Consider the following 25,227-nt stretch of genomic DNA (forward strand, 5'->3'; position numbering starts at 1 on the left):
TCAGGACTCGGCGGGTTCGATGGGCACGCGGCGTTCCTTGACCGTGAGCCAAGCGCCGGCGGCGCCGCATACCGCGATCAGGCCGATACCCATCAGCGAGACAACGTCGGGCACGCGCGCGAACACCAGCCAGCCACCCAGCATGGCAAAGCCGATCTGGGCATAGAGATAGGGCGTGAGCGTGGAGGCCGGGGCGCGCTGGAAGGCCAGGATCAGCATGAAATGTCCCACGGTGCCCATGAAGCCCATGAGGCACAGCAGCGCCCACCAGTGCCACGACGGCAGCGCGGTCCACGCAAAGGGCAGCAGCAGCGAGCAGATGATGGCGCCCACCCAGCCGCTGTAGAAGTTCATGGTCAGCGGATTCTCGGTCTGCGCCAGCTTGCTGGTCAGCACCTGGAACCAGGCGTTGGTGGCCACCAGCCCCAGCGGCAGCAGCGAGGCCCAGCTGAAGGCATCGCCGCCGGGACGCAGCACGATCAGCGTGCCCACGAAGCCGCCGGCGGTCAGGCCCCAGCGCAGGGGCGAGACGGTTTCCTTGAGGGTGGTGGCCGCCAGCAGCGTGACCACCAGCGGCACCACCAGCACGATGGCGGTGAATTCGGCCATGGGCATGTAGCGCAGGCTCAGGAAGGCCAGCACGCTGGAGGCCATCAGCAGCGCGCCGCGCAGCAGGTGGAACCTGGGATGCGCGGTGCGCAGCACCGCGAGGCCGTGGCGCGGCAGCAGCACCGCCGCCATGGCGGCCGCCTGGAAGGTGTAGCGGAACCAGACGCCCATGATCACCGGCACTGCCGCGGTCGACACCTTGGTGGCCGTGTCCAGCGTGGCGAAGCAGGCCGTGGCCAGCACCACCAGGCCGATGCCGGCCAGGATGCGTTCGGATTCGAGGTCGCGCGTGCCCTTGGGTACGGGCTGGACTACGCTCATCGAGCCGGGCCTCCGGCGTTCACCGGACGCGGCTTTCCAGCAGTTCCCACACCGGTTTCAGGTTGCCGGGCAGCCAGGGCAGTTGACCGAGGTCGCAGTGGCTTTCGTCGGGGCTGTGGAAGTCGCTGCCGCGCGATGCGGCAAAGCCGAACTCGATGGCTTTCTCGGCGTATTCGACGTATTCGGGCGGGCTGTGGCTGCCGGTGACCACCTCGATGGCCTGGCCGCCGTGGGCCTTGAATTCGAGGAAGAGCGCGTACTCTTCGTTGGCGGTGAACTTGTAGCGGCCCGGGTGCGCAATGACGGCGAGGCCGCCGGCGTCGTGGATCCAGCCGATGGCGTCCTTCAGGTTGGCCCAGCGGTGCGGCACGTAGCCGGGCTTGCCTTCGGTGAGGTACTTGCGGAATACCTCGTTGGTGTCCTTGCACCAGCCGCCTTCGACGAGGAAGCGCGCGAAGTGGGTGCGCGAGATGAGCTCGGGGTTGCCGACGAACTTGAGGGCGCCTTCGTAGGCGCCATGGATGCCCACGCGGGCCAGGCCCTCGGACATTTCCTGTGCGCGGCGCCCGCGCCCGCCCCGGGTGTCGTACAGGCCCTGCTTCATGGCGGCATCGTCGGGGTCGAAGCCCAGGCCCACGATGTGGACGGTTTCGTTGGCGAAGGTGACGGAGATCTCGGTGCCGGTGAGGTACTTGATGCCGTTGGCCTTGGCGGCGGCTGCCGCGCGGTGCTGCCCGCCAACCTCGTCGTGATCGGTGAGCGACCACAGCTCCACGCCGTTGGCGGCCGCGCGTGCCGCCAGTTCCTCTGGCGTGAGCGTGCCGTCGGACACCACGGAGTGGCAGTGCAGGTCGGCATTGAGGATCGAGGTCACCGGGCGATCTTATTCCTTCCGGCCCTGGCCTGCCGGAGGCCGGCCATTCCTGTTCGCAGCCCTGTGGGCAGGGCTTCGTGGCGGCAGCGTCAGACGGGCGGCGTGTCGCTGCGCCCCGCTTCGGTCGCGGCAAACACATGCCAGGCCGCCATGAACATCGCCGCAATCACCGGCCCGATGACGAAGCCGTTGATGCCGAACAAGGCCAGCCCGCCCACGGTCGACATCAGCACGATGTAGTCGGGCATCTGCGTGTCCTTGCCCACCAGCACGGGGCGCAGGACGTTGTCGATCAGGCTGATGACGAACACGCCGATCAGCGTCAGCGTCACGCCCTGCCAGACGCTTCCGGTGGCCAGGAAGTAGACCGCCACCGGCCCCCAGATCAGCGCCGCACCCACCGCCGGCAGCAGCGACAGGATGGTCATGACCACGCCCCACACGAGTGCCCCCTGCACACCCAGGCCCCAGAACGCCAGGCCGCCGATCAGGCCCTGCACCACTGCCACCACGATGTTGCCCTTGACCGTGGCGCGCACCACCGTGATGAACTTGTCCAGCAGAAAGTTGGCGTGCGGCCGGGCCAGCGGCAGCGCGTCGCGGATGGTGGCCGACAACTGCCTGCCGTCGCGCAGCAGGAAGAACAGCATGTACAGCATCAGCCCGAAGCTGACGAGGAACTCGAAGGTGTTCTGCCCGACGGCCAGCGCGCGCGTCGCGATCTGCTGGCTGGCCGCAGCGGCGCCCTGCGCCACCTTGTCGAGCATGGCCTCCAGGTCGCCCAGGCCGATCCGGTCGAGCAGGTCCATGGCCCAGCGCGGAATGGCATTGATCATCTGCTGCAGGTAGCGCGTGAAGCTCATGTCGCCCGAACGCATGCGCTGCGATACGTTGGCCGCTTCGCCCACCAGCGACATCACGATCGCCACCAGCGGCAGGATGACGATCACCAGCGCCACCGTGAGCGTGACGAGTGCGGCGAGGTTGCGCCGCCCCTTCATCCGGTGCACCAGCCGCCGGTAGACCGGCGTGAAGAGAATGGCCAGCGCCACGCTCCACATCACGGCGCCGGCAAAGGGCAGCAGCACCCAGCAGAAGGCCACGGTAATCGCTGTCAGCAGCAGCAGGAAGGCGCCGCGCTCGAGTTGGGGAGTTCGCATGATGGTCGGCCGACTTTAGCCCAGCCGGCCGACGGTTGGCCAACGCACCATGCTCAACGGTCGAGCTGCCGCAGGTGGGGGCCCAGGAGGTCCGCCGCGCCCTGCAGCAGTGCGAATTCCTCGTCGGGCAGGGGCACGCTGTGCATGTCGAAATGGCTCAGGGTTCCCCACATCGTTCCCTCGTCCTGCAGCATCAGCGGCACGCTGTGGTACGAAATGACGACGCCCTGGTACGGATTGCCGTCAAGCCGCCGGTCCTGGCGCGAATCCTCCGTCCTGAACACCTGGTCGCGCAAAACGAACTGGCAGAAGCTGTGCTTGAACGGCACTGCCAGCAGGAAGTCGGGGCGGATCTGGTCGAGCTTGTCGCGAAGCAGCACGTTGCGCAGCAGGTCGCCGTCGAAGCGGTACACGGCGGTGTAGCGGTGCGCCACACCGTTGTTCAGGTATTCGAGCAGGGCGTCCGGGCCGCCTTCCGAGAGGGCAGAGCGCAGGGCTTCGAGTGTGCGCATGGTCTTCGCTCCCGATGGGTTCGTGAAAGATGAAGAGCTGACGCTGCTCGTTTGACTATGGCAGGCGCGTCGCGCCTTGTCCATAGAGGGCGCGCCGCGATGCGGGCGAGCGCGGCGGCCGGCGCTGGTCTACGATGCCGCCCATGGACACGCTTGAACTGCGAGGCGGCGCGGGCCGCATTCCCGTACTGGGCATGGGGACGTGGCACATGGGCGAGGACAGGGGCGAGCATGCGGCCGAACTCGCGGCCCTGCGCGCCGGCATCGACATGGGCTACCGCCTGATCGACACGGCCGAGATGTATGCCGAAGGCGGCGCGGAACAGCTGGTGGGCGAGGCCGTCGCGCAGGCGGTGCGCTCGGGCAGCGTGGAGCGCGAGGACCTGTTCATCGTCAGCAAGGCCTACCCCCACAACGCCGGACGCCAGGGCCTGCCGGCTGCCTGCGCCTGCAGCCTGGAGCGCCTGGGCCTGGACTATCTGGACCTCTACCTGCTGCATTGGCGCGGCGAGCATCCGCTCAAGGAAACGGTCGACGGCATGCGGGCCCTGGTCGCGGCCGGCCGCATACGCCGGTGGGGCGTGAGCAACCTCGACGTGGACGACATGGAAGAGCTGGTGGCGGCCTGCGGCGGCGAGGCGCAGCTGGATTGCGCGGTGAACCAGGTCTATTTCTCGGTGAGCGAACGCGGCCCCGAGTTCAGCCTGCTGCCCTGGCAGCAGGCGCGGGCGATGCCGCTCATGGCCTACAGTCCGGTGGACCAGGGCGCGGTGATGCACGATGCGGGCCTGGCCAAGATCGCCGCCGGCCTGGGCGTGAGCGCCGCGCAATTGGCGCTGGCCTGGGTGCTGTCGCGCCAGGGCACGGTGGCCATTCCCAAGGCGGTGCGCCAGGCGCACCTGAAGCAGAACCTGGAGGCGGCGCAACTGGTGCTGAGTCCGCAGGTGCTGGAAGAGATCGACCGCCTGCACCCGCCGCCCGGGCGCAAGCGCCCGCTGGCCATGATCTGACCGGCATGTTCGCCGGTCTGGCGGGCGCGGGCGGTGCAAGTCGTACATTGCTGTCCATGAAGACCATTCACCGCCTTGCCGCCGCGGCGCTTCTTGCCTGCAGCGCCGCGGCCGGCCATGCCCAGGGCACCAGCTGCGAAGACATCCGCGCACAGATCGATGCCAAGGTGCGGGCCTCCGGCGTCAACGACTTTTCCCTGGCCATCCTCGACGCCGATGCGCCCAGCAGCGGCCGCGTGGTGGGTAGCTGCGAGCTGGGCACCAAGAAGATCGTCTACGAGCGCAGCGCATCCGGGCAGCCGCAGCAGCAAACCCCGCAGCAGGCCCGGCCCAAACCCAAGTCCTCGCCCATCATCACCGAATGCAAGGACGGCTCGGTGAGCATGGGCGGCGACTGCAAACCCTGATTTCTTTCTTTCAACCCGACCGACCTATGAGCTCGACCCCCCTTGATCCCATCGACACCTGGCATCGCGTGCTCAAGGAGCGCAACGTGCAGGCGCTCGATACGCTGCTGGCGCCCGGCGCCATATTCCACTCGCCCGTCGTCCACACGCCGCAGGCAGGGCGCGCCATCACCAAGGCCTATCTCTCGGCCGCGTTGCAGGTGCTGGGCAACGAGAGCTTTCGCTACGTGCGCGAAGTGCGGCAGGGCCGCGATGCGGTGCTCGAGTTCGAGCTGGAGCTCGACGGCATCCACATGAACGGCGTCGACATGATCCGCTGGAACGAGCAGGGCCAGATCACCGATTTCAAGGTCATGGTGCGGCCGCTCAAGGCCATCAACCTGCTGCACCAGAAGATGGCGGCCATGCTGCAGGCCAAGTCTGCGAATGGCTGAAGACGCAAAGACGAAGGTGCCGCAGCGCTGCGCCTGGGCCGGCACCGATGCGCTCATGCAGGCCTATCACGACGACGAGTGGGGCGTGCCCGAGCGCGACCCGCGCGCCTTGTGGGAATGCCTGATGCTCGAAGGCTTCCAGGCGGGCCTGTCGTGGATCACGGTGCTGCGCAAGCGCGAGGCGTTCCGCCAGGCCTTTCACCAGTTCGATCCGCGCCGCGTGGCCGGCATGACCGAGAAGGACGTGTTGCGCCTGCTGGACGACCCCGGCATCATCCGTTCGCGCGCCAAGATCGAGGCCACCATCCAGGGCGCGAAGATCTTCAACGAGATGGCCGACCGGGGCGAGGACTTCAGCGCGTTCTGCTGGTCCTTCACCGACGGCCGGGTGCTGCGCGGCAACGGCGGCGCAGTGCCGGCGAGCACGGCGCTGTCGGAAACCATCTCGAAGGAACTCAAGCGCCGCGGCTTCAAGTTCGTCGGACCGACCATCGTGTATGCCTGGATGCAGGCGGTGGGCATTGTGGACGACCACACGGCCGGCTGCTTCAGGCATGGCCGCCGGGCGCGCCTGCACAATGAATCACTCCATGGAAGCGCGCCGCCCGGCGCGATGACGACAATGGATTTCGACTCTCCAAGACGCCTGCGCGTCGGCCAGCCCATCACCCCCGAGCAGTTCGAGGAACTGAGCGACGAGCAACTCGAGCGGCTGGTGCCCAAGGCCTACCGCGAATACTTCCCGGGCAAGGACTTCTGTGCCGACGGCTACTTCTACCTGCACGACGGCACGGCGTGGAGTTTCTACCGGGGCGGTTTCCTGGACGAGTAGGCGAGGCGGTTGCTTCCTGTCACTCGTCTCGGGCAAGGTAGTAGTTCTCCTACAGACAGCAGGCGCGCCAACGTCCATCGTTGGTCCATGACACAGCCCATCGAACTCCTCGTCGAAGAGCCCGCCCCGGGCTCTTATGTCTGGCGCCTGCTGCTCACCGACGAGCAGGGCGGCCATCCGCGGGTGCTGCGCATGGCGCCCGACCCGGCCGACAGCTATGAAGTCGCGCTGGCCGCCGGCCAGGCGGCGCTGCGCAGCGAGATCCGGCGCCACACCGCTGCGGCCGAATAGCCGCCGAAGCCACGCCCAGGCGCTCAGGCGGGCGTGGCGAATTCGGGCCCGTCGTAGGTGGTGGGAACGTGCAGGCGCCCGCCCGCAATCTCGGCCGCGACCCGCTCGATGCGTTCGCGCACTGCGGCCGAAACGTCCTGCGCCATCGTGAGGCGCACCGCGTCGCGCTGCGCCAGTCCGATCTTGCGGATTTCTCCCGTGGGAAAGCGGCCGTCCTGCAGGTCGCGCACCGCCTGGAACACGCCGACGCTGACGTCGGCAATGGCCGAACCCACGAAGACCTGCGGGTCGCGCGCGACCCAGTCGCCCACGTTGCCGATCTGGCGCCGGCCCTGTTCGCGGCAGACCTGCGTGACGCCGTCGCGGCCCGCGTTGAGCATGGTGAAGATCACGTCCGCGCCGGCCTGGCTTTGCGCCAGTGCCACCTTGCGCGAGAGCGCGTTGTCGTCCTGGTTGCCCGAGAAGTTGGTGAGCAGGCGCACCTTCGCATCGGTGGCGCGCACGCCGGCGGCGTAGGCCGCCCGGCCCTTGAGCCCCGGCACCACGCGGATGCCCGACATGTGGCCGACCACGCCGGTGCGCGTGGTCGAAGCGGCCAGCACGCCGGCCAGGTAGGCCGATTCTTCCTGCAGCACGTCGTAGCTGGCCAGGTTGGCGCCGCGCACTGCGCCCTGCGTGACCACGAAGAGCGTGCCGGGATGGCGCTCGGCCACTTCGGCGCAGGCTTCGTTGTTCTGTCCGCCGTGGGCCACGATCAGGTCGGGCTTGTCCTTGGCCAGGTCTTCCAGCGCCTGGGCCAGCAGGGCCTTCTGCGGGGCGATGCCGTCGATGTAGCGGGTCTGCACGCCCAGCTCCGTGCCGGCGCGCTGCAGGCCGCGCCAGCCGGCTTCCATGAAGCCCTGGTCCTTCACGTTGCCGGCGAACAGGGCCGCGACCTTCAGCGGCGGCGAGCCGGTTGAACTGCGCGCGGTGGCGCCGCAGGCCGCCAGCAGGGGCAGGGCGCAGGCGCTGGCCAGCAGGTGGCGGCGCGAGGGCGAGGCAGGGGCAGGAAACTTCGTCATGGCAGGCAGCAATCGCATGCTCAGTGCGCCTCTGCCTGCTTGGCCGCGGCGATGATGGCCGCCTCGTCCTGCTTGGCGCCGTTGAGGAACAGGTTCAGCAGCACGGCGGCCACCGAAGCCAGCAGGATGCCCGACTCCACCAGCGAGTGGATGGCATGCGGCATCCACTGCTTGAAGTTGGGGGCGATCAGCGGAATCATGCCGATGCCGATGGACACCGCCACGATCATCGGGTTGTTGCGGTTGGTCTTGAAGTCCACGCCCGCCAGGATGCGGATGCCGGTGGCAGCCACCATGCCGAACATGACCAGGCCCGCGCCGCCCAGCACCACGGTGGGCAGCGACTCGACCAGCGCCGCCATCTTGGGCAGCAGGCCCAGCACGATCAGGATCACGCCGCCGGCCACGCACACGTAGCGGCTCTTGATGCCGGTGACGGCCACCAGGCCCACGTTCTGCGAGAAGCTGGTGTAGGGAAAGGTGTTGAAGATGCCGCCGATGAGCGTGCCCAGGCCGTCGGTGCGCAGGCCCTTGGCCAGGTCCTTCTGCGTGATGTTCCGGTCGGTCATTTCGCCCAGCGCCAGGAACATGCCGGTGGACTCAATCATCACCACGATCATGATCAGCGTCATGGTCAGGATCAGGATCGGGTCGAACTGGGGCATGCCGAAGTGGAAGGGCAGCACCACGTCGAACCAGTCGGCACGCGCCACCTTCTCGAAGGTCATGAAGCCCGTGGCGGCCGACACCACGCCGCCGATGACGATGCCCAGCAGCACCGAGATGTTGGCGATGAAGCCCTTGGCGTACTTCACGATCAGCAGGATGGACACCAGCACCAGGGCCGAGATGCCCAGGCCGGTGAGGTCGGCGTACTTGGGGTTGGGCATGGTCGGGACGATCGACAGGCCCTTGGGCACCGGCGGCAGCGCCGAGCCGGGCGAGGTGACGTCGGCCAGCCACTTGGCGTAGACCGGGTCCACCAGCGCCGGGGCCGTCGGGCCGACCGGGTTGCCGAAGATCCAGTTGATGCCCACGCGCATCAGGCTCACGCCGATCACCAGGATGATGGTGCCGGTGACCACCGGCGGGAAGAAGCGCAGCATGCGGCTGACCAGCGGCGCGATGAGGATCGAGATGATGCCCGCGCCGATGATGGAGCCGAACAGCAGCTGCGCGCCGGCGTGCCCGCCGTTGGCATTGGCAATGGCCACCATGGGGGCCACCGAGGCGAAGGTCACGCCCATCATCACCGGCAGGCGGATGCCGAACCATTGCGTGGCGCCCATCGCCTGGATGAGCGTGGCGATGCCGCAGCAGAACAGGTCGGCCGAAATCAGCAGGGCCACTTCGTGCGGGCTGAGCTTGAGCGCACGGCCCACGATGAGGGGCACGGCCACGGCGCCGGCGTACATCACCAGCACGTGTTGCAGGCCCAGGGCCGTGAGCTTGCCGGCGGGCAGGCGCTCGTCGACCGGGTGGACGCCTGTGGAGGCGGAGGTTTCATTGGAGGTGGCAGCAGCCGACATCTTGGCTTTTCTCCTGACAGGGAAGAAGGCTCGGGACCTGGATCCCGCATGGTTTGTACGCGAAACTGTATACAAACTAGCATGCACGCCGTATGGCGGAAAACCCCGATTCCGCTGCAGTGGGGTGCAGCACAAACCTCGCGCGGGTGGCTTCCCGCAGTGAAAAGCGTCAGGCCAGCAGGGCCTTCACCAGGTCCAGCTGGCGGTTGGGCGTCTCGTTGTCCAGGTCGAGGTTGGCCTCGATGCGCGACAGGTGCTCGGCCATGCAGTCGACCGCCGCCTGCACGTTGCCGCTCTTGCAGATGCGCAGCAGCTCGGAATGCTCGTCGGACGAGCAGTGCGGGTCGTTGGACGAGTGGTAGAGCATGGCGATGAGCGAGCTGCGCGCCACCAGCTCGCGCACCAGCTCGGTCAGCGTGTGGTTGCCGGCCGCCTCGGCCAGCGCCACGTGGAAGTCGCCCAGCAGCCGTTCGCGCACCGTGCCGGTGGTGGTGCCCGACTTGAGCGCGCTGCGCTCGAAGTGGATGTGCTGCTCCAGCGCCTTGTAGTCCGCCGGCCTGGCCTTGGCGATGAAGGCGCGCACCACCTCGCTCTCCAGCAGGCGCCGCACGCCGAACACTTCGCGCGCCTCCTGCACGCTGGGGCGGCTGACGAAGGCGCCCTTGTCCGGAATGATCTCGATCAGCTTGTCCTTCGAGAGGGTGAGCAGGGCTGCGCGGATCTTGGTGCGGCTGACCGAATAGACCCGGCCCAGCGCCTCTTCACGCAGCCAGGTGCCGGGCGGCAGGCGCTTCTCGACGATGGCGGTGGCGATGTCCTGCGCAATGCCCTCGACGGTGGCGATCTTGTCGGGCACGGGGTCGGCGGCAGGTTTCTGGGGGGCGGCGGGCATGGGCCGATTGTGCCGGGCACGCGGAGGCCGGCGCAGGTGCCGGGGCTTCATGGCGGCAAGCCCCGGCGCGGCCAGCTTCTCAGGCGGCCCGCTGCAGCAGCGGCTTGTGGCCGGCCGGCAGGGTGAAGTCCGACAGCAGCCCGGTCATGGGCTTGGGCAGCGGGTGGGCCAGTTCGCCATGCTTGCTGGTGGCCAGGCGCAGGCTCACGATCGATTCGACCAGCTGCGTGGCGGCCGCCACACCGTCGATCACCGGCACGCCCAGCTGACCGCTGATGTACTGGCACAGGTCGGCCATGCCGGCGCAGCCCAAGACGATGGTGTCGCTGCCGTCTTCGGCCAGCGCGCGGCGGCACTCGTCGACGATGCGCTCGCGCGCGTTGCTGCCGGGCTTTTCCAGGTCGAGCACCGCGATCTCGCAGGCCCGCACGTTGGCGCAGAAGCGCTTCATGCCGTAGGCCTCGGCCAGGTGCCAGGCCTGGCCCATGGTGCGCGCCAGGGTGGTGACCACGGAAAAGCGCGTGCCCACCAGGCTGGCCATGTGCATGGCGGCCTGCGCGATGCCGATCACCGGGCCGCGTGCCAGTTCGCGCGCGGCCAGCAGGCCCGGGTCGCCGAAGCAGGCCACGATGTAGCCATCCACCGCCTCGAGTTCGCCCGTGGCCACTTCCTGCAGCAGGCCCGGCACGGCCAGCGCCTCGTCGTAGTGGCTTTCGATGGAGACGGGCCCCATGGCCGGGCTCACCGCGATGATCTGGGTGCCCGGCCGGGCCGCCGCGCGGGCGCATTCGCCGATCTTGTCGGTCATGCTCTGCGTGGTGTTGGGGTTGATGACTTTGATGCGCATGTCGGTAGGAAGGAAAAAGGGAAATCAGGCGCGCCGCGACAACGCCAGATAGATGACGAAGCCCAGCGCCATGCCGATGAACCAGGCGTAGTTGGCTGCGCCCTGCAGCGTGGGAACCAGCACGCACAGCGTGGGCACCACGGCCGCGGGGATCAGCGCCCACACCGCCTTGCGGTTCACGCCGTTGGTGTACCAGTAGGCGCCCTGGGGGCTCATGGTGTAGAGCGCGTCCACGTCCACATGCTGCTTGCGCACCAGGTAGAAGTCGGCAATGAGGATGCCGAACAGCGGGCCGATGAAGGAGCCCAGGATGTCCAGCGTGTAGTGGATGACCTCGGGGTTGTTGTAGAGGTTCCACGGTGTGATGAAGATCGAGCCCACCGCGGCGATCATGCCGCCGGTGCGCCAGCTGATCTTGCTGGGCGCGCAGTTGGAGAAGTCGAAGGCCGGCGACACGAAGTTGGCCACGATGTTGATGCCCACGGTGGCGATCATGAAGGTGAGTGCGCCCAGCACGACGGCCGTGGTGCTGTCGATCTTCGCCACGGTGTGCACCGGGTCGGTGATGAGCTCGCCGAACACCGGCAGCGTGGCGGCGGTGGTGATCACCGACAGCAGCGAGAAGAACAGGAAGTTGACCGGCAGGCCCCAGAAGTTGCCCTTCTTCACCGCGTCGAAGCTCTTGCCGTAGCGCGAGAAGTCGCCGAAGTTGAGCATCGGGCCGCTGAAGTAGCTCACCACCAGCGCAATGGCGCTGAGCATCACCGGCACGGCGGCCACGCCTTCGAACTTGACGCCGCCCAGGTTCATGTCGATGTTGTTCCAGCCGGCCTTCCACACCAGCCAGCCGCACAGCACGGCCATCACCACGTACACGGCCGGGCCGGCCCAGTCGATGAAGCGGCGGATGGCTTCCATGCCGTGCCAGAACACGAAGGCCTGCAGCACCCACATGAGCATGAAGGCGATCCAGCCCAGCGTGGACAGGCCGGCAAAGCCGTGCAGCTTCACGTCCGCGTAGGGCGCCAGGTTGGGAAAGAAGTGCAGCGCCAGCAGCATGAAGGCGCTGGAGGCCAGGTAGGTCTGGATGCCGTACCAGGCCACCGCGATCAGCCCGCGGATGACGGCCGGCACGTTGGCGCCCAGCACGCCGAACGATGCCCGGCAGATCACCGGGTAGGGCGTGCCCGTCACCTGGCTGGGCTTGGCCACCAGGTTGCAGAAGAACTGCACGATGCAGATGCCCACCACGAGCGACACCAGCACCTGCCAGCTCGACAGGCCCAGCGAGAACAGGCTGCCGGCCGTGATGTAGCCGCCCACGCTGTGCACATCGGACATCCAGAAGGCAAAGATGTTGTATTGGCTCCAGCCCTGCTTCTTCAGCGGGGCGAGGTCTTCGTTGGTCAGGCGCGGGTCGTAGCCCGGCTTGATCAGGGCGTTGGATTCCTCCGCATGCCCTGCCGCGGCATGGGAGGTGCCGGGCAGGGGGGCGGTGGCTTGGGTGACAGCGGTGCTCATGGGTTTGTCTCCTATGGCTGGCGTGGGTGGATGTGGGTTCAAAGGCCGTTCACTGATTGCACCCCATATTTGTATACAAAAAGTGGGTGCAATCAAGAAAGATTGTGTAAGGACAGCCTCCGTGTTTTCCCTTGCCCCGGCGCTCGGCGGGATGTCGCGCCGTCGACGGCGAAGCCAAGATGACAGAGATGTAAGGTTTCGGTCGCGTGCCTGTTGGCATGGCGCCATACGATCCGGCCAGGCAAATCCATCGAGAGCAACCAAACCCATGCACAAGAAGGTTCCCTTCGCGCCCCAGGCGACCCGCCAGCTGTTCGAGCGGCGGCGATTCGTCCAGGGCCTGGCCGCCGGCGGCGTGATGCTCGGGCTGTCGCCGTTCGCGCTGCCGGCGCATGCGGCGCGCCCGGGCGAAGCCGGCCCGTCCGTCCCCGAGCTGAGCGGTACGGAATTCAATCTCGAAGTCTCCGAACTGCCGGTGAACTTCACCGGCAACGCGCGCATGGCCGTGGCCGTCAACGGTTCCATTCCCGCGCCCACGCTGCGCTGGCGCGAGGGCGACGAAGTCACCATCCGCGTGACCAACAAGCTGCGCGAGGACACCTCCATCCACTGGCACGGAATCATCCTGCCCTTCCAGATGGACGGCGTGCCGGGCATCAGCTTCGCGGGCATTCCGCCGGGCACCACCTTCACCTACCGCTTCAAGGTGGAGCAGGCCGGCACCTACTGGTACCACTCGCACTCCGGCATGCAGGAGCAGATGGGCATGTACGGCGCCATCGTCATCGAGCCGCGCGAAGGCAATGGCACGCGCGTGCAGCGCGAACACGTCGTGCTGCTGTCCGACTGGAGCGATGAAGACCCCATGCGCGTCTTCGCCAAGCTCAAGGCCCAGAGCGACTACTACAACTTCAACCAGCCCACCGCGGTGGACTTCTTCCGCGACGTGCAGGCCGAGGGCATGAAGGCCGCGCTCGACAAGCGGCGCATGTGGAACCAGATGCGCATGAGCCCGACCGACCTGGGCGACCTGTCGTCCGCGACGCTGACCTACCTCATGAACGGCACCACGCCCGCCGGCAACTGGACCGGCCTGTTCCGGCCCGGCGAGAAGGTGCGCCTGCGCTTCATCAACGGCTCGGCCAACACCTTCTACGACGTGCGGATTCCGGGGCTCAAACTGCGCATGGTCCAGGCCGACGGCGTGGACCAGGAGCCGGTCACGGTGGACGAGTTCCGCTTCGGGCCCGGCGAAACCTACGACGCCATCGTCGAGCCGAAGGACGACGCCTACACGGTGTTCGCCCAGTCGATGGAGCGCACCGGCTATGCCCGCGGCACCCTGGCCGTGCGTCCGGGCCTGACCTCCGACGTGCCGGCGCTGGACCGCCGCGAGTGGCTCACCATGGCCGACATGATGGGCGCCATGGGCGGCGGCACGGCTGGTGGCGGCATGGACCATGGTGCGATGAACCACGGCGCCATGAACCACGGCGCCATGAACCACCATGGCGCGATGGCGAACGCCGACGGCATGAACTCGGCGCATGCCGGTCACGCCATGCCCGCAGGTGCATCGGCCTCGCTGGCGCGCCCGAGCACGGTGGCTCGGCATGCGCGAACCGAGTACGGCCCCAGCACCGACATGCGCGTGGACATGGCCCGCACCAACCTGGACGACCCCGGCATCGGCCTGCGCAACAACGGCCGGCGCGTGCTCACGCTGGCAGACCAGCACACCGTGGGTGGCCCGATGGATGTGCGCGGCGCCGAGCGCGAGATCGAGCTGCACCTCACCGGCAACATGGAGCGCTACACCTGGTCGCTCGACGGCCTGGAATTCGGCAAGTCCACGCCGGTGACCCTGCGCTATGGCGAGCGGGTGCGCGTCATCCTGCACAACGACACCATGATGACCCACCCCATGCACCTGCATGGCATGTGGAGCGAACTGGAGGCGCCCGACGGCAGCTTCCTCGCGCGCCGCCACACGCTGCCCGTGCAGCCGGCGCAGCGCATCAGCTTCCTCGTCACCGCCGACGCGCTGGGGCGCTGGGCGTGGCATTGCCACCTGATGCTCCACATGGATTCCGGCATGTTCCGCGAAGTCGTGGTGGCCTGACGGGGAATGAACTCGAACATGAACAAGAAGACTTGGACCTTCGGCGCCGTGGCCCTGGCGGCGGCCGCTTTCTCGGCCACGGTGCAGGCGCAAGGCATGGACCATTCGGCGCACCAGGGCATGCAGGCTCCGGCGTCCGCGGCCCCGGCGCCGGCCGCCGGTGCCGCGGACCACGCCGCCCACCAGGGCGCCTCGCCATCGGCCGACGCGCCCGCCATGGACCATGGCGACATGCAGATGCAAGGCGGCTCGGCCCCTGCGGATGCGCGCGACCCGCATGCCTATTCGAGCGGCAACACGCTCAGCAGCGGCCCCTATGCGCTCGGTGCCACGCGCTCGCTGCACATGGGCGACGAGCACAACTGGGGCATGTTCCTGGCCGACCGGCTGGAGGCCGTGCGCACCGACGACCGGACCACCGGGGCCTACGAACTCATGGCGCGCTTCGGCCGCGACTACGACCGCCTGGTGCTCAAGGCCGAAGGCGAGATCGCCGGCGGCCGCATCGAAGAGTCGCGCACCGAGGCGCTGTGGAGCCACGCGGTGGCCACCTTCTGGGACGCGCAGCTCGGCCTGCGCTACGACACCGGGCACGGCCCCGGGCGCGCATGGGCCGCCTTCGGCATCCAGGGCCTGGCGCCCTACTGGTTCGAGACCGACGCTGCCTTCTATGTCGGCGAGGGCGGCCGCACCGCCCTGCGCCTGGCCGCCGAGTACGAGTTGCTGCTGACCCAGCGCTGGGTGCTGCAGCCGCGCATCGAAGCCAACTTCTACGGCAAGAACGATCCGGAGAACGGCATCGGCAAGGGGCTGTCCAGCCTCACGGCCGGCCTGCGCCTGCGCTACGAGTTCTCGCGCCAGTTCGCGCCCTATGTCGGCGTCGAATGGGCCGGCACCTACGGCGAGACGGCCCGGCTGCGGCAAGCCGAAGGCGAAGGCCGCGACGAAACGCGCTTCGTCGCCGGCCTGCGGCTTTGGTTCTGACCCACTTCCTCAACTGGCGTTTTTTCGCCAACTGCTTGCGCACACAACACAGGACACGAAACATGAAGACCCGCACCCTCCAATGGACCCTGGCCGCTGCCCTGGCGGCCCCCCTGATGGCATGGGCCGCGCCCGGCCACGAAGGCCACGGTGACCATGCCGGCCACGGCGCTGGCCACGCGACAACGGCGGGCCGGCCGGGCGACCCGGCCAAGGTCAGCCGCACCGTCGATGTGCAGATGGACGACTCCATGCGCTTCACGCCGGCGCAGGTGGAGGTCAAGGCGGGAGAGACGATCCGCTTCCTGGTGGTCAACAAGGGCAAGCTGCCGCACGAGATGGTGATCGGCTCGATGAAGGAACTCGACGAGCACGCCGAGATGATGCGCAAGATGCCCGACATGAAGCACACCGAGCCCAACCAGGTCAACCTGGCCCCGGGCAAGCGCGGCGCCATCGTCTGGACCTTCGACAAGCCCGGCACCTTTGCCTTCGCCTGCCTGATTCCGGGCCACAAGGAAGCCGGCATGGTCGGGCAGCTGTCGGTCCAGCCCTGAGGCGCGGCATGCACGGGCGTGAGAGGTAGCATTGCGCGCCATGCGGATCCTGGTTGTCGAAGATGAGCAGAAGCTGGGCGAATACCTGGTCAAGGGCCTGTCGGAAAGCGGCTTCGTCGTCGACCTGGCGCGCACCGGCGTCGAGGGCCGCGATTTCGCACTGGCCGGCGACTACGACCTGGTCGTGCTCGACGTGATGCTGCCCGGCATCGACGGCTTCGCCGTGCTGGATTCGCTGCGCAAGTCCAAGTCCATGCCCGTGCTGATGCTCACCGCGCGCGACGACGTGGCCGACCGGGTGCGCGGCCTGCAGGGCGGTGCGGACGACTACCTCGCCAAGCCCTTCGCGTTCTCCGAACTGGTGGCGCGCATCCAGGCGCTGCTGCGGCGCGGCAAGCTGCATGAGGTGACCCACTACGTCCTGAAGGACCTCTCGCTCGACATGACGGCGCGCCGCGCCGTGCGCGGCGGCCGGCGGCTGGACCTCACTGCCAAGGAGTTCGCGCTGCTGGCGCTGCTGATGCGCCGCCAGGGCAATGTGCTGTCGCGCACGCTGCTGGCCGAGCAGGTGTGGGACATGAACTTCAACAGCGACACGAACATCGTCGAGGTCGCGATCCGGCGCCTGCGCAGCAAGATCGACGACCCCTTCGACGAGAAGCTGCTGCACACGGTGCGCGGCATGGGCTACGTGCTGGAGAGCAGGCAGGGCGGTTCGGGGTGAGTGCGCCGTCCATCAAGGCCACGCTCTCACGCTGGTTCGCCGCCCAGGCTCTGGTGGGGCTGAGCGCGGTGTGCATCGGCGTCTACGCGGTCACCGCATGGAACTTCCAGCTCAAGCAGACCAGCCAGCTCGAGCGGCAGGCCGAGCTGATCCGTCACCTGGTCCTGGAGTCGCGCGGCCAGCCGCGCGGCGGCGACCTGCAGCACAAGTTCGACGATTTCTTTGCCACGCACCTCGACCTCAAGCTGGTGCTTCGCCAGGGCGGCGAGGTGCTCTATGCATCCACGCCCGGCAACGGGCCGGCCAGATGGTCCGACATGTCGTTCGAGCAGCCCGTGAATCCGGGGCAGGCGGCGATGCAGGTGCACCTGTCCATCAACATCGAGGAAGACGAGCGCCTGCTGGTGCGGCTGGCCTGGACGCTGGTGGGCGCCGTGGTGCTGGGCTCGCTCACCATTGCCTGGACGGGCGCCTTGCTGGTGCGCAGGGGCTTGCAGCCGCTCAAGGCCCTGACCTTGCAGACGGCCTCCACCGGCCCGGCCCATCCGGGGCGCCGGATCGATCCTGCGCCCTACTCGTCCGAGATCGCGCCGTGGATCGTGCAGTTCAACGCGGTGCTCGACCGCGCCGAGCAGGCCTATGCACAGCTCGAATCCTTCAACGCGGACGTGGCCCATGAGCTGCAGACGCCCCTCACCAACCTGATCGGCACGGTGGAAGTGGAACTGGCCCGCCCGCGTGCGCCGGAAGAGCTGGAAGAGGCATTGCTCTCGGCGCTGGAAGAGGCACGCCGCATGTCGGACATCGTGGCCGACATGCTGTTCCTCACGCGGGCCGACCGCGGCGCCGTGGCGCGCCGCTCGGCGCCGGTGAGCCTGGCGGAGCAGGCCTGGACGGTCGTGGAGTTCCACGAGGCGATGCTGGAATCCGCCGGACTGCCGGTGCAGGTGTCGGGCGATGCCCGCTTGCCCATCGATGCGGGCCTCGTGCGCCGGGCCATCTCCAACCTGCTGGGCAACGCCTGCCGCTATGCCGTTCCCGGCTCGGCGATATCGATCCTGATCGAGCAGAAGGCCGACGCTGCCTGGGTGAAGGTGGTCAACCGCGGCGAACCCATCGCGCCCGCTGTGCTGCCGCACCTGTTCGAGCGCTTTTTCCGTGCGGAGCGTTCGCGCACCGATTCATCGCATCACCACGGCCTGGGCCTGGCGATCGTCGCCGCCATCGCGCGGATGCATGGCGGGCAGACGCATGCGAACTCGCGGGACGGCGTGACGGAGGTGGGCTTCTCGCTGGCGGTGCCGCCGGCCGGGGCGTAGGCGTTCGGCGGCACCGTGCCTGTTATTTCGGCGTGCCGCCTTGCGTCGTTTCCCGGTGAGGGCGGGCCTCACGCTGCGCTTGTCGGTTCGTGGCCACGCGCTCCGCGCTGGTCACCGTGTCCACACCCGAGCCCTGGCCTTCTGCGGTGCTGCCGTCCCTGATGGGAGCGACGCCGCTCGGCCTGGCCGCCTTCTTCGCCTCTGCGGCGGCCTGGGGCTTGGAGTTCGTCTCGGGATAGGCCTCGGCGGTATGGCTTTGCGCATAGGCAAGGCCCAGTGGCAGTGCGAGCGCCAGTGCTGCGAGCGCTTTTTTCATGGTCAGTCCCTTTCGTGCTGGTTGTTGAACGAGACTTCACTTTAGAAACCGAAACCGACAAAAGCCTTCGGCACCCATGACATTTGCGTCATGTCCGCGGCTGCCCAGCGGTGCATATCCATGGGCGGCGGAAAGGGCCAGAATCGGCGCGTGACTGCACCGCAAGAAGCTTCAGATACCGAATGCCGCCGCGTCGTGGCGCGTGGCGTGGTGCAGGGCGTCGGGTTCAGGGAAGCGTGCGTGCAGCGGGCGCATGCCCTGCGGATCACGGGCTGGGTTCGCAATCGCCTGGATGGCTCGGTCGAGGCGGTGATCCAGGGGCCGCCGGCCACGCTGGATCTCATGTGCGAGTGGCTGCGCAACGGCGTGCCCGGTGCGCGGGTCGACGCGCTGCAGGTGCAGCCCTTGGCCCGTCCGTGCCGGAACCTCGGCAGTTTCGAGCGCCGCCCCACCGCTTGAAGAGGCAGCAGGCCGCAAGCCTGCAGCGCCGCGCAAAGCTTTCTATGATCCCCGCTCCTTTGCAAAGGAGCGAAAAGCCCATGAGCATTCCCACCACCCGCCTGGGCCGCACCGGCCTGACCGTGTCGCGCCTGGCGCTCGGCACCATGACCTTCGGGCTGCAGACCGACGAGGCCGTGTCGCAGCAGATCCTCGACAAGGCCACCGGGGCCGGCATCAACTTCCTCGACACCGCCGACGTGTACCCGCTGGGCGGCACGCTGGAGACCGCCGGCCGCACCGAAGAGATCATCGGCCGCTGGCTCAAGGCCAAGGGCCGCGGCAACTTCGTGCTGGCCACCAAGGCCGTGGGCAAGATGGGCCCGCATGCGTGGGACCAGGGCGCCTCGCGCAAGCACCTGCTGGACGCCATCGACGCATCGCTCAAGCGCCTGCAGACCGACTATGTCGACCTGTACCAGCTGCACAGCGACGACCGCGACACGCCGCTGGACGAAAGCCTGGAGGCGCTGGACGTCATCGTGAAGTCGGGCCGCGCGCGCTACATCGGCGTGTCCAACTTCCTGGCCTACCGCCTGGCCCGCGCGCTGGGCCGCGCCGACCTCAAGGGACTGAGTCGCTACGTGTGCGTGCAGCCGCGCTACAGCCTGCTGTTCCGCGAGATCGAGCGCGAGCTGCTGCCGCTGGCGGATGAAGAAGGCCTGGGCGTGATTCCCTACAACCCGCTGGCCGGCGGCCTGCTCAGCGGCAAGTACAGGACGGGCGCCAAGCCCGAGGAGAACACCCGCTTCACCCTCGGCACCGCGGGCGGCATGTACCAGGACCGCTACTGGAACGAGCGCAGCTTCAACACCGTGGCGCAGCTGCAGGCGGTGGCAGACGAAGCGGGCGTGCCGCTGGCCACGCTGTCGGTGGCGTGGGTGATGGCCGATGCGCGCATCACGGCGCCGCTGTTGGGCGCCAGCAAGCCCGAGCAGCTCGACGCCACCCTGGCCGCCGCCGACTACAAGCTCGATCCGGCGCTGAAAAAGCGGCTGGACGACCTGACGGCCGACTACCGCAAGGGCGACGCGCCGAGGTAGTGCCTCTTAGGCAGGCAATCCAGCGCCGGGCCTTGCAGGACAAGGCTCGGCGAAAACGCCCACCAAGATATCCACAAACTTGTCCCCGTCCGCGGGGGAAATCTTTCAGTTCGATGACACGCCCCGGCCCGGGAAACAGGCCGGGGTGAGTGCGAACCCACTCAGGCGAGCAGGTCGGCCAGCGTGCGGGCCACCACCTTGGTGGCGCGGCGCAGGTCTTCGAGCGCCACGCGCTCGTCGTTGCGCTTGGCGTGCGACTCCAGCACTGTGCGCGGGCCGGCGCCGTAGATCACGCCGGGAATGCCGTTTCCCACATACAGGCGCACGTCGGTGTACAGCGGCGTGCCCATGGCCTTGATCGGCTCGCCGAAGACGGTTTCGCCATGTTTCTGGATGGCGTCCACCAGCGGCTTGTTGCCGGCCAGCGGCTGCATGGAGTTGGCCAGCAGCAGGCGCTTGATTTCCACCGAGATGCCGGCCTTCTCGCCCGCGGCCTCGTTGATCACGCGGCGGATGGTGGCTTCCACCTCGACCGGGTTCTCTTCGGGGATCATCCGGCGGTCGAGCTTGAACGATACCTTGCCGGGGATGACGTTGGTGTTGGTGCCGCCTTCGATGCGGCCCACGTTCAGGTAGGGGTGGTTGATGCCCTCGACCTTGGAGGTGATCTTCTTGTACTCGATGTTCTGCGCGTACAGGGCATTGAGGATGTGCACCGCGCCCTGCAGCGCGTCGATGCCGGTGTCGGGCACGGCCGCGTGGGCCATCTTGCCGTGCACCGTCACTTCCATCTGCAGGCAGCCGTTGTGCGCCGTGACCACTTCGTAGCTGAAGCCGGCCGCGATCATCAGGTCGGGCTTCGTCAGCTTGTTCTTCAGCAGCCAGCCCGGGCCCAGGATGCCGCCGAATTCCTCGTCGTAGGTGAAGTGCAGCTCCAGCGCGCCCTTGCTGGGCTTGGCCACGGCTTCGAGGGCGCGCAACGCGAAGGTGAAGGTGGCGAAGTCGCTCTTGCTCACGGCGGCGGCGCGGCCGAAGAGCTGGCCGTCTTCGATCTCGGCGCCATAGGGGTCGTGCGCCCAGCCTTCGCCCGGCGGCACCACGTCGCCGTGGGCGTTCAAGGCGACGGTGCGGCCACCGTCGCCGTACTGTCGGCGCACGATCAGGTTGGTGATGGATTCGAGGCCGTAGTCCTTCACTTCCTGCGCGGGCACGGCGTGCTTCTCGGCCGCGAGGCCAAAGCCCTCCAGCAGCTCGGCAGTGCGCTCGGCATGCGGCGCGTTGTTGCCCGGCGGCGTGTCGGTGGGCACGCGCACCAGCTCCTGCAGGAACTTCACTTCCTCGTCGAAGTGGGCGTCGATCCAGGCGTCGAGTTTGGCGTAGTCGGTCATGGCGTCAGTTCTTTTCGGTGGCAAGGTTGTCGAGCAGCCGCTGGAAGGCCTCCACCGCCAGCTGCATGTCGTCGTTGGTGCTCGATTCGAGCGGGTTGTGGCTGATGCCGGAGTTGATGCCGCGCACGAAGAGCATGGCCTGCGGCATCACCTCGTGCAGCTTCATGGCGTCGTGGCCGGCACCGCTGGGCATGCGGAAAAGCTCGACGCCCAGTGAGTCGACGGCTTTCTCCCAGCGCTGCTGCCAGTCGGGGGCGCTGGGCGCGGCGGCGGCACGCATGGTTTCTTCCAGCGTGTGGCGCACGCCGCGGCGCTCGCAGATGGCGGCCAGCTCGGCCAGCACGTCCTTGGCCACGGCGTCGCGCTGCGCGTTGTTGGGTGCGCGGATGTCCAGGCTGAACTTGGCGCGGCCCGGCACCACGTTGATGGAGCCGTTGGGCACTTCGAGCATGCCCACGGTGGCGACCGAGTCGGCGTCCTGCGCGGCGCGCTTCTCGGCGAACAGGATCAGCTCGGCCACGGCGCAGGCGGCGTCGCGGCGGCGGTCCATGGGCGTGGTGCCAGCGTGGCTGGCCATGCCGATGATCTCGCCCACATAGCGCACGCTGCCGTTGATGGAGGTGACGATGCCCAGCGGCAGGTCGAGTTCGTTCAGCACCGGGCCCTGCTCGATGTGCACTTCGACAAAGCCCAGGTACCTGGCCGGGTCGCGCTGGATCTTCGGGATGTCTTCGAGCTTGAGGCCGGCGTGCTGCATGGCCTCGCGCATGGTGATGCCGTCGGCGTCCTTTTGCTCGAGCCAGTTGTTGTCGAAGTGGCCGATGAGCGCGCCCGAGCCCAGGAAGGTGGCCTTGTAGCGATGGCCTTCCTCTTCCGCGAAGCCCACCACCTCGATGGCGTTGGGCAGGCGCCTGTTCTGGCGCTTGAGCTCGCGCACGCAGGCCATGGGCACGAAGATGCCCAGGCGGCCGTCGTACTTGCCGCCGTTGCGCACCGTGTCGTAGTGGCTGCCGGTGAGCAGCGTCTTGGCGTCGGGCGTGGCACCTTCATAGCGGCCCACCACGTTGCCCACCGCGTCGATGTGCACGCTGTCGAAGCCGACCTCCTTCATCCAGCCGGCGATCTGCGCGGCGCAGGCGCGGTGCGCGTCGGTGAGGTAGGTGACGGTGAGCTGGCCCTTCTCGGCGTAGCCCGGGTCGGTGTGCGCGGCCAGCTGTTCCTGCCAGTCCCACACGTCGTTGCCCAGCACGGGTTCCACGCCGAACTTGTCGTTCAGGCGGATCTCGGCAATGCGGTGGATGTTGCGCAGCGCCTCGGCGCGCTCGAAGTCGGCATGGTTGTGCACGCGGCGCTCGAAGGTCTCGATGATCTCGCGCTTGGAAAGGCCGGTGCCGCGCGGGCCGCGCACCGCCAGGATGAAGGGAAAGCCGAAGCGCGCGTTGTAGTCGGCATTCAGCTTCTGGATCTTGGCGAATTCTTCGGGCGTGCAGTCGGTCAGGCCCGCTTTGCCTTGCTCGTGCGTGGACTCCGCGGTGAGGGTCTTGCTCACCATGGCCTTGCCGGCCAGCTCCGGGTGGGCCGTGATCAGGCCCAGCTGCTCGGGCTGGCTGGCAGTGGAGACCACATGGGCCAGCACCTGCTTGAGGTGCGCCAGCGAGCGGAAGGGGCGCGAGGCCATGGCGCGGCGCGCGATCCAGGGCGAATGCTCGTACACGCCGTCCAGCAGGTTGGCAGCGTCTTCGGGCGCGAGGGTGTTGAGTTGGTCGATGGTGATGAGCGCCATGCGGGTCTCCTTCGGGCTCAGGCCTTGAACGGGTGGGTCTTCTTCCAGTGGCGCGCGATGTCCACGCGGCGGCACACCCACACGCGGTCGTGCTGGGCGATGTGGTCCAGGAAGCGCTGCAGCGCGGTGATGCGGCCCGGGCGGCCCAGCAGGCGGCAGTGCATGCCGATGGACATCATCTTGGGGGCCTCGTCGCCTTCGGCGTAGAGCGCGTCGAAGCTGTCCTTCATGTACTGGAAGAACGGGTCGGCGTGCGAGTAGCCCTGCGGCAGCGCGAAGCGCATGTCGTTGCAGTCCAGCGTGTAGGGCACGATGAGCTGCGGCACCACGGTGCCGTCGGTCTTCTGCACCTTCATCCAGAAGGGCAGGTCGTCGCCGTAGTAGTCGCTGTCGTATTCGAAGCCGCCGTAGTCGGCCACCAGGCGGCGGGTGCGCGGGCTGTCGCGGCCGGTGTACCAGCCCACGGCGCGCTCGCCGGTGAGCTTTTCAATGGCTTCCATGCCCAGGCGCATGTGCTCGCGCTCGGTGGCCTCGTCCATGTTCTGGTAGTGGATCCAGCGGTGGCCGTGGCAGGCGATCTCGTGGCCCAGTTCCTTGAAGGCGGTGGCCAGCTCGGGGTAGCGCTCCAGCGCCATGCCCACGCCGAACACCGTCAGCGGCAGCCCGCGCTTCTCGAACTCGCGCAGGATGCGCCACACGCCGGCGCGCGAGCCGTACTCGTAGATGCCTTCCATGCTGATGTGGCGGTCGGGGTAGCTCGCGGGGTTGAACATTTCCGAGAGGAACTGCTCGGAGCCGGCGTCGCCATGCAGCGTGGCGTTCTCGCCGCCTTCTTCGTAATTCAGCACGAACTGCACCGCGATGCGGGCATTGCCCGGCCATTGCGCATGCGGCGGGTTGCGGCCGTAGCCGACCAGGTCGCGCGGGTAGGGGAGGGTGGAGTCGTAGACGTTGGCCATGATGGTGTGACAGGTAATGAGGGGCGACGCCGGCAGGGGCGTCAGGACAGCGCGAGCGAGATGTCGCTCGTCGGGACCTTGCGGTCGAAAGTGAGGTTGGCCTCGACGTTCAGCAGGTGCTGGGTCATGAGCTTGACGGCCAGCGCCTCGTCCTTGGCGGCCAGCGCCTTGACGATGTCGGCATGCTCGTCGTTGGAGTGCGCAGCGGCGCTGGCGCTCTGGTACATGAGGGTGATGAGGGCGCAGCGCGAGATGAGTTCGCCCAGCAGCTGGGCCAGTACCTGGTTGCCCATGAGCTCGGCCATGCGCACGTGGAAGTCGCCCAGCAGCTCGGTGCGGCCGGAAACGTCTTCGCCGTTCACCGAGGCTTTTTCCAGCGCCACGTGTTCCTTCAGCGCCTTGATCTTGGCCGGCGTGACGGTGCGCACGAACTCGCGCGCCATCTCGGCCTCGAGCATGCGGCGCACCGCGAAGACCTGGCGCGCCTCGTCCACCGCCGGCGCCGCCACGAAGGCGCCGCGCGCGGGCTCCATGCGGATGAGCCGGTTCTGCGACAGCTGGAACAGCGCCTGGCGCACCAGCGTGCGCGACACGCCGAAGTGGTCTGCCAGTTTCTGCTCGGCGAGCTTGCTGCCGGGCTGGAGGCGATGCTCGACGATCGCCTTGGTCAGCGCATCGACGATGGCACGTGTGGTGGTCGAGTCCATGAATTCATGATAGCCCTAAAGCCCAGAACTGTATACACTTTTGTCCACCGTATTTTCCCGACGCGTTATTCGCCACATCAAAGGAGCACATCATGGGATTGAGCACGCACGTTCTGGACACGATGCACGGCGGCCCCGCCGCGGGCATGGAAGTGGCCCTCTACACCACCCATGGCGACGAAGCCACGCTGGTCAAGCGCTTCAACCTCAACAGCGACGGCCGCAGCGACGGCCCGCTGTACGACAACAACAGTCTCAAGACGGGCACCTACCGCCTGGTGTTCGACGTGGCGGGCTACTTCAAGGCCAAGGGCGTGAAGCTGCCCGAGCCCAACTTCCTGAACAAGGTGGCGCTGGACTTTGGCGTGGCGCATGCCGACCAGCACTACCACGTGCCGCTGCTGGTCAGCCCGTGGAGCTACTCCACCTATCGCGGCTCCTGATTCATGCTCCCTCTCCCTCTGGGAGAGGGTTGGGGTGAGGGCACGCGCGCCATTCGAATCGGCACGCCATGCCGGCGGGGCGCA

Annotated in this window: 27 protein-coding genes; 13 read left to right on the forward strand and 14 right to left on the reverse strand. The window is 67.8% G+C overall.

Going from position 1 to position 25,227, the window contains the following annotated elements; genetic code table 11:
• The 4 genes from VSO01S_RS06450 to VSO01S_RS06465 form a co-directional block, all read right to left on the reverse strand.
• Complete coding sequence (locus tag VSO01S_RS06450) at window positions 1-930, reverse strand: DMT family transporter (protein ID WP_068640977.1); 930 nt, start codon at window positions 928-930, stop codon at window positions 1-3.
• Window positions 931-949: 19 nt separating this feature from the next.
• A complete protein-coding gene (locus tag VSO01S_RS06455; protein ID WP_068640978.1) occupies window positions 950-1,804 on the reverse strand; it encodes a 3',5'-nucleoside bisphosphate phosphatase in 855 nt (284 codons plus the stop codon).
• Between the two features lie 89 nt (window positions 1,805-1,893).
• Window positions 1,894-2,964, reverse strand: a complete 1,071-nt coding sequence (locus VSO01S_RS06460; RefSeq protein WP_068640979.1) for an AI-2E family transporter — start codon at window positions 2,962-2,964, stop codon at window positions 1,894-1,896.
• Between the two features lie 53 nt (window positions 2,965-3,017).
• Entirely contained in the window at window positions 3,018-3,476 is a 459-nt protein-coding gene (locus VSO01S_RS06465) for a GAF domain-containing protein (protein WP_068640980.1), read from the reverse strand.
• A gap of 143 nt (window positions 3,477-3,619) precedes the next feature.
• Here VSO01S_RS06465 and VSO01S_RS06470 point away from each other — a divergent pair, with 143 nt between their 5' ends.
• From VSO01S_RS06470 to VSO01S_RS06490, 5 genes are all read left to right on the forward strand, one after another.
• A complete protein-coding gene (locus VSO01S_RS06470; protein ID WP_068641003.1) occupies window positions 3,620-4,486 on the forward strand; it encodes an aldo/keto reductase in 867 nt (288 codons plus the stop codon).
• Between the two features lie 56 nt (window positions 4,487-4,542).
• The gene (locus tag VSO01S_RS06475) at window positions 4,543-4,893 is read left to right on the forward strand and encodes a DUF1161 domain-containing protein (protein ID WP_068641004.1); all 351 of its coding nucleotides are present in this window, start codon (window positions 4,543-4,545) and stop codon (window positions 4,891-4,893) included.
• 26 nt (window positions 4,894-4,919) lie between these two features.
• A complete protein-coding gene (locus tag VSO01S_RS06480; RefSeq protein WP_068640981.1) occupies window positions 4,920-5,327 on the forward strand; it encodes a nuclear transport factor 2 family protein in 408 nt (135 codons plus the stop codon).
• Window positions 5,320-6,159: a DNA-3-methyladenine glycosylase I gene (locus tag VSO01S_RS27960; protein ID WP_084241714.1), complete on the forward strand. Its 840-nt coding sequence runs from the start codon at window positions 5,320-5,322 to the stop codon at window positions 6,157-6,159. Before VSO01S_RS06480 ends, VSO01S_RS27960 begins: the two co-directional genes overlap by 8 nt.
• A gap of 87 nt (window positions 6,160-6,246) precedes the next feature.
• Window positions 6,247-6,450, forward strand: coding sequence for a hypothetical protein (locus VSO01S_RS06490; RefSeq protein WP_068640982.1), 204 nt, complete (start codon window positions 6,247-6,249; stop codon window positions 6,448-6,450).
• A gap of 23 nt (window positions 6,451-6,473) precedes the next feature.
• On the opposite strand, the gene VSO01S_RS06495 is transcribed toward VSO01S_RS06490, so the two are convergent.
• The 5 genes from VSO01S_RS06495 to VSO01S_RS06515 all read right to left on the reverse strand — a co-directional run bounded on the left by VSO01S_RS06495 (window position 6,474) and on the right by VSO01S_RS06515 (window position 12,300).
• Window positions 6,474-7,529, reverse strand: coding sequence for a BMP family protein (locus VSO01S_RS06495; protein WP_245684126.1), 1,056 nt, complete (start codon window positions 7,527-7,529; stop codon window positions 6,474-6,476).
• Between the two features lie 2 nt (window positions 7,530-7,531).
• Window positions 7,532-9,040, reverse strand: a complete 1,509-nt coding sequence (locus VSO01S_RS06500; RefSeq protein ID WP_068640983.1) for a nucleobase:cation symporter-2 family protein — start codon at window positions 9,038-9,040, stop codon at window positions 7,532-7,534.
• Window positions 9,041-9,209: 169 nt separating this feature from the next.
• The gene (locus tag VSO01S_RS06505; protein ID WP_068640984.1) at window positions 9,210-9,932 is read right to left on the reverse strand and encodes a GntR family transcriptional regulator; all 723 of its coding nucleotides are present in this window, start codon (window positions 9,930-9,932) and stop codon (window positions 9,210-9,212) included.
• A 79-nt stretch (window positions 9,933-10,011) separates the two neighbouring features.
• On the reverse strand, window positions 10,012-10,779 hold the full coding sequence (locus VSO01S_RS06510) for an aspartate/glutamate racemase family protein (RefSeq protein ID WP_068640985.1): 768 nt from the start codon (window positions 10,777-10,779) through the stop codon (window positions 10,012-10,014).
• A 24-nt stretch (window positions 10,780-10,803) separates the two neighbouring features.
• Window positions 10,804-12,300, reverse strand: a complete 1,497-nt coding sequence (locus VSO01S_RS06515) for an NCS1 family nucleobase:cation symporter-1 (RefSeq protein ID WP_068640986.1) — start codon at window positions 12,298-12,300, stop codon at window positions 10,804-10,806.
• A gap of 268 nt (window positions 12,301-12,568) precedes the next feature.
• Here VSO01S_RS06515 and VSO01S_RS06520 point away from each other — a divergent pair, with 268 nt between their 5' ends.
• The 5 genes from VSO01S_RS06520 to VSO01S_RS06540 all read left to right on the forward strand — a co-directional run bounded on the left by VSO01S_RS06520 (window position 12,569) and on the right by VSO01S_RS06540 (window position 18,006).
• Window positions 12,569-14,422 (forward strand): copper resistance system multicopper oxidase, encoded by a 1,854-nt coding sequence (locus VSO01S_RS06520; protein ID WP_068640987.1) that lies wholly within the window; start codon window positions 12,569-12,571, stop codon window positions 14,420-14,422.
• An 18-nt stretch (window positions 14,423-14,440) separates the two neighbouring features.
• Entirely contained in the window at window positions 14,441-15,406 is a 966-nt protein-coding gene (locus VSO01S_RS06525) for a copper resistance protein B (RefSeq protein WP_084241715.1), read from the forward strand.
• 62 nt (window positions 15,407-15,468) lie between these two features.
• A complete protein-coding gene (locus tag VSO01S_RS06530; protein ID WP_068640989.1) occupies window positions 15,469-15,963 on the forward strand; it encodes a cupredoxin domain-containing protein in 495 nt (164 codons plus the stop codon).
• A gap of 40 nt (window positions 15,964-16,003) precedes the next feature.
• The gene (locus tag VSO01S_RS06535) at window positions 16,004-16,687 is read left to right on the forward strand and encodes a heavy metal response regulator transcription factor (protein WP_068640990.1); all 684 of its coding nucleotides are present in this window, start codon (window positions 16,004-16,006) and stop codon (window positions 16,685-16,687) included.
• Window positions 16,684-18,006, forward strand: a complete 1,323-nt coding sequence (locus VSO01S_RS06540; protein ID WP_068640991.1) for a heavy metal sensor histidine kinase — start codon at window positions 16,684-16,686, stop codon at window positions 18,004-18,006. Before VSO01S_RS06535 ends, VSO01S_RS06540 begins: the two co-directional genes overlap by 4 nt.
• Window positions 18,007-18,028: 22 nt before the next feature.
• Here the strand turns inward: VSO01S_RS06540 and VSO01S_RS06545 are convergent, their stop codons facing one another.
• Window positions 18,029-18,322 (reverse strand): hypothetical protein, encoded by a 294-nt coding sequence (locus VSO01S_RS06545; RefSeq protein ID WP_068640992.1) that lies wholly within the window; start codon window positions 18,320-18,322, stop codon window positions 18,029-18,031.
• A 150-nt stretch (window positions 18,323-18,472) separates the two neighbouring features.
• On the opposite strand from VSO01S_RS06545, the gene VSO01S_RS06550 reads away from it, so the two are divergent.
• Window positions 18,473-18,781 carry an acylphosphatase gene (locus tag VSO01S_RS06550; protein ID WP_068641006.1) on the forward strand — a complete coding sequence of 103 codons (309 nt, stop codon included), beginning with the start codon at window positions 18,473-18,475 and terminating at the stop codon, window positions 18,779-18,781.
• A gap of 80 nt (window positions 18,782-18,861) precedes the next feature.
• Window positions 18,862-19,863 (forward strand): aldo/keto reductase, encoded by a 1,002-nt coding sequence (locus VSO01S_RS06555; RefSeq protein ID WP_068640993.1) that lies wholly within the window; start codon window positions 18,862-18,864, stop codon window positions 19,861-19,863.
• 161 nt (window positions 19,864-20,024) lie between these two features.
• Here VSO01S_RS06555 and VSO01S_RS06560 read toward each other — a convergent pair whose 3' ends face one another.
• From VSO01S_RS06560 to VSO01S_RS06575, 4 genes are read right to left on the reverse strand one after another with little or no spacing between them, the layout of a single operon-like run.
• Complete coding sequence (locus tag VSO01S_RS06560; RefSeq protein WP_068640994.1) at window positions 20,025-21,251, reverse strand: M20 family metallopeptidase; 1,227 nt, start codon at window positions 21,249-21,251, stop codon at window positions 20,025-20,027.
• A gap of 4 nt (window positions 21,252-21,255) precedes the next feature.
• Complete coding sequence (gene uraD / locus VSO01S_RS06565; RefSeq protein WP_068640995.1) at window positions 21,256-23,034, reverse strand: 2-oxo-4-hydroxy-4-carboxy-5-ureidoimidazoline decarboxylase; 1,779 nt, start codon at window positions 23,032-23,034, stop codon at window positions 21,256-21,258.
• Between the two features lie 17 nt (window positions 23,035-23,051).
• Window positions 23,052-23,993, reverse strand: a complete 942-nt coding sequence (gene puuE, locus VSO01S_RS06570; RefSeq protein ID WP_068640996.1) for an allantoinase PuuE — start codon at window positions 23,991-23,993, stop codon at window positions 23,052-23,054.
• 41 nt (window positions 23,994-24,034) lie between these two features.
• Window positions 24,035-24,700 (reverse strand): GntR family transcriptional regulator, encoded by a 666-nt coding sequence (locus tag VSO01S_RS06575; RefSeq protein WP_068640997.1) that lies wholly within the window; start codon window positions 24,698-24,700, stop codon window positions 24,035-24,037.
• Window positions 24,701-24,792: 92 nt separating this feature from the next.
• Between VSO01S_RS06575 and uraH the strand changes: the two genes are divergently transcribed.
• A complete protein-coding gene (gene uraH / locus VSO01S_RS06580; RefSeq protein ID WP_068640998.1) occupies window positions 24,793-25,143 on the forward strand; it encodes a hydroxyisourate hydrolase in 351 nt (116 codons plus the stop codon).
• The last annotated feature ends 84 nt before the right edge of the window (window positions 25,144-25,227 follow it).

Source organism: Variovorax soli NBRC 106424, assembly GCF_001591385.1.
Lineage (GTDB): Bacteria > Pseudomonadota > Gammaproteobacteria > Burkholderiales > Burkholderiaceae_C > Variovorax > Variovorax soli.